The following is a 3,371-nucleotide window of genomic DNA, read 5'->3' as shown; positions in this document are numbered from 1 at the left end:
GGGGAGGTCGCGCGGAACGCGCGGGTTGGGGTGGTTTCCGTGTTCGCAACGGTCACCCCAACCCGGACCTCCGGTCCGCGCCTCCAATCGAGGGAGAGTCTCTCTCGCCCGAATCGGCAGGGCCTGATAGACATTGCGCATGATCCAGCGGGCAATTTCTCTTTATGCGCTTTGCGGCAGCCAGCGCCAGGCTTCGGCCAGCCGCAGGCTGCTGGAAGCGCTGCAACTTGCATGTCCCGATGGCCTCAGCATCACGATCTCCGATCTGATTGGCGAACTGCCGATCTTCAATCCCGACAATGAAGGCGAGAGAACGCCACCGGCGGTCGAGAAATTTGCCGCCGAGATTCGCAAGGCCGACGGTCTGATCGTCTCCTGCCCGGAATATGCTCATGGCATACCCGGCGGTTTTAAAAACGCGCTGGATTGGCTGGTGTCGCGCGACGAGGTGCCGTTCAAGCCGCTGATGTTCGCCCATGCCTCGCATCGCGGCGATCTCGTGTTGGCGCAGCTGACGGACGTATTGCAGACCATGTCGCTGACTATCGTGCAGGACGCTTTTCTGCGCCTGCCGATTGCCGGCAAGAGCGATGAGACCCAGGCGGCAATGCTGCTGGAAGCGCGTGAAAGCGGCCTTTTGTCGACGAGTCTCAATCGTTTTAGACAAGCGATCGCCGCCGGGACATGAATTCTTTCGGCTTCGGCAAATATACAACTCTTTCCTGTATGAATCTCGGATACGCCTTAACCGTTTATTGAAGACCTGACGGCAGACTTCTCCGCCAAGGAGAAAAAGCGTTGGGAGCAGCTTTCAAATCACCACGGCAGAGCGCGCAGATCGGTCGTCATTCCATCGTGACCGCCGTTCTGATTTCCTTTGCATTGGTCGTTGCCGTTGTAACGCTGATGGTGCTTACCGCGATCGGCCGGGTCGCCGACTACTCCGACAAGCTGGACGACGAACGCTCCTGGGAGACGACCGTCGGTGCGCTGAAGACCTTTCAGGGGCAGCTGGAGGTGACGCTGCACGACCACTCCGCGCGCAACGATGCGGCGCGAAGCGTCTACGGGCTTGATGACCAGGGCTGGATTGCCGGCAATTATGGTGACATTTCCTCCCACGGCGCGCCATTCGACATTGCCATCATCGTTGACGACCACAACAAGCCGCTCTTTGCCTATCACGATGGCGAACCGGTGACGGAAAACATCGAGGATGTTCTCGGAAGCGCCATCTGGGCGCTCGTCGATCAGGCGCGCACAATGAGGGTGACCGGCGTGCCGGAGGCCTCGGGCTATATCATGACCAGGGACGGCATCGCCGTCGCCGGCGCAGCGACGATCCGTGAAAGATCCGGCCGCATTCCGGTGCCTGAAGGCAGGCGGCGCTATCTGATCCTCGTGCGCTACCTCGATGCCGACCGCATCAAGATGATGTCCAACACCTACGTCATCAGTGGCCTGAAACTGGTGCCGCCGGAAACCGTCGCCCGATACGCCGTTTCGATCGTCGATCCGCTCGGCAAATCGCTGGGGCGGCTTGTATGGAACTCCCGCGAACCGGGCGATATGAGCTATCAGCAGGTGCGCCCGCTGGTTCTCGGCGCACTCGGCCTGGTGGGCCTGTTCTTCGTGGTGCTGCTGATTCTGGGATCGCTTGCCGCGCGCAGGTTGCGGGCAGAGGAGGTTCAGGCGCGTCAGGTTTCTCTGCGCGACCGGCTGAGCGGGCTCCTCAATCGCGAGGGATTGCGGCTCGATGTGGACCGCCTGGTCGAGCGGGCGCGCTCCGACGGCACCAATGTTCTGCTTCTCTACCTCGATCTCGACGGCTTCAAGGAAATCAACGACGCCTATGGGCATGGCACGGGCGATCAGCTCATTCGTGCCGTAGCAGCCGGCCTCAAGGTACTTGTGCCGCCACAGGCCTTGTTGGCGCGTCTCGGCGGCGACGAGTTCGCCATCGCCTTCCCCACGAAGGAGCTCAATGACGCACCGGCCTTGCGGCTGGCCGAACAGGTTTTGGATTTTCTTGCCGAACCTCTCGAGATCGGCCGCCGGGTGGTCGTGGTCGGTGCCAGCATCGGCATTGCGAGTTCACCGGAAGGTCGTATCGACCGCGAGGAGCTGGTACGCCGTGCCGATCTTGCCATGTACAAGGCCAAGGAAGCCGGCCGTGCCCGCATGACCTGCTATGAGATGGGCATGGATGCGCATCGCGAGGAACGCAACGCGCTGGAACTCGACCTGCGTCATGCGATCGAGACCGAGGAGCTGACGCTCGCCTACCAGCCGCTGGTCGATGCATCGAGCTGCGAGATGATCGGTGTCGAGGCGCTCGTGCGCTGGAACCGGCCCGGTCACGGGCCGATTTCGCCGGAAACCTTTATCCCCATCGCCGAAACCAGCGGGCTGATCGAAGCTCTGGGTCTGCTCGTGCTGCGCAGGGCTTGCAAGGCAGCACAGCAATGGCCGGATCTCCACGTAGCCGTCAACGTATCGCCCGGCCAGTTCCGAAGTCCCGCTTTTGCCGATTACGTCCGCAACGTGCTGAACAGCACCGGGATCGAGCCCGGCCGCGTGACGCTGGAAATTACCGAAGGCTATATTATTCAGAATCCGGAGCGAACCCGCCAGTCGATCGAGCGGCTGAAGACCATCGGCGTCAAGGTGGCGCTCGACGATTTCGGATCGGGCTTCTCCTCCATCGGCTATCTTCGCCAGTTCGGCTTCGACCGCATCAAGGTCGATCGCTCGCTGACGATGGATGTGCTGGAAAACAGCCGCGCCCGCGAAATGGTGAAGGCGACGGTGGCCTTGGCCCGTTCGCTCGACATTCCCGTCACGGCCGAAGGCATCGAAACCGAGGAGCAGGGAAGGGCGCTGGAAGAGTTCGGCTGCGACGAACTACAGGGTTATTTCTACGGCAAGCCCATGCCGGAGGCCGAAATCAGCAAACGGCTCGCCATTCAAATGGCTGCGGCTGTGGACGAGGAACACGCTGCCGCCTGACATGCCTGGAGCATGTCTGCAGTCCGGACGGAAAAACCGCGTGCACTTTTCCTGGAAATGCCTAGCCGATATGTTCCCGGCCGCGCTTGCGAGCGAGCGCGATCTGCCGCTGCCTCTCGCGGTAGCGCTCGCGGTCCTCCTCGGTGCGCTCATGATAGCAATGGCTGCACGAGACGCCGGCCTCATAGAAGGGTGAGGTCACTTCCTCGGCCGTGATCGGGTTGCGGCAGGCGTGGCAGAGCTTATGATTGCCCTCTTTCAGGCCATGCTCCACGGAGACGCGCTCGTCGAAGACGAAGCAGGCGCCTTCCCACAGGCTCTCTTCCGGCGGTACTTCCTCAAGATATTTCAGAATGCCGCCC

2 protein-coding genes and 1 pseudogene are annotated in these 3,371 nt (G+C 61.5%); 2 read left to right on the top strand and 1 reads right to left on the bottom strand.

Annotated features, from left to right (window positions below):
- Positions 1–139: 139 nt before the first annotated feature.
- The gene (locus Q4Q11_RS31300) at positions 140–688 is read left to right on the top strand and encodes an NADPH-dependent FMN reductase (RefSeq protein ID WP_498571918.1); all 549 of its coding nucleotides are present in this window, start codon (positions 140–142) and stop codon (positions 686–688) included.
- Positions 689–798: 110 nt separating this feature from the next.
- Positions 799–3,009, top strand: coding sequence for a putative bifunctional diguanylate cyclase/phosphodiesterase (locus Q4Q11_RS31295; RefSeq protein ID WP_498571917.1), 2,211 nt, complete (start codon positions 799–801; stop codon positions 3,007–3,009).
- 61 nt (positions 3,010–3,070) lie between these two features.
- On the opposite strand, the pseudogene Q4Q11_RS31290 reads toward Q4Q11_RS31295, so the two are convergent.
- Positions 3,071–3,371 (bottom strand): annotated as a pseudogene (locus Q4Q11_RS31290) (oxygen-dependent tRNA uridine(34) hydroxylase TrhO); the annotation flags it as partial.

Source organism: Rhizobium sp. UFLA01-1127, from assembly GCF_059803845.1.
This window is presented reverse-complemented; position numbering and strand designations above follow the sequence as displayed.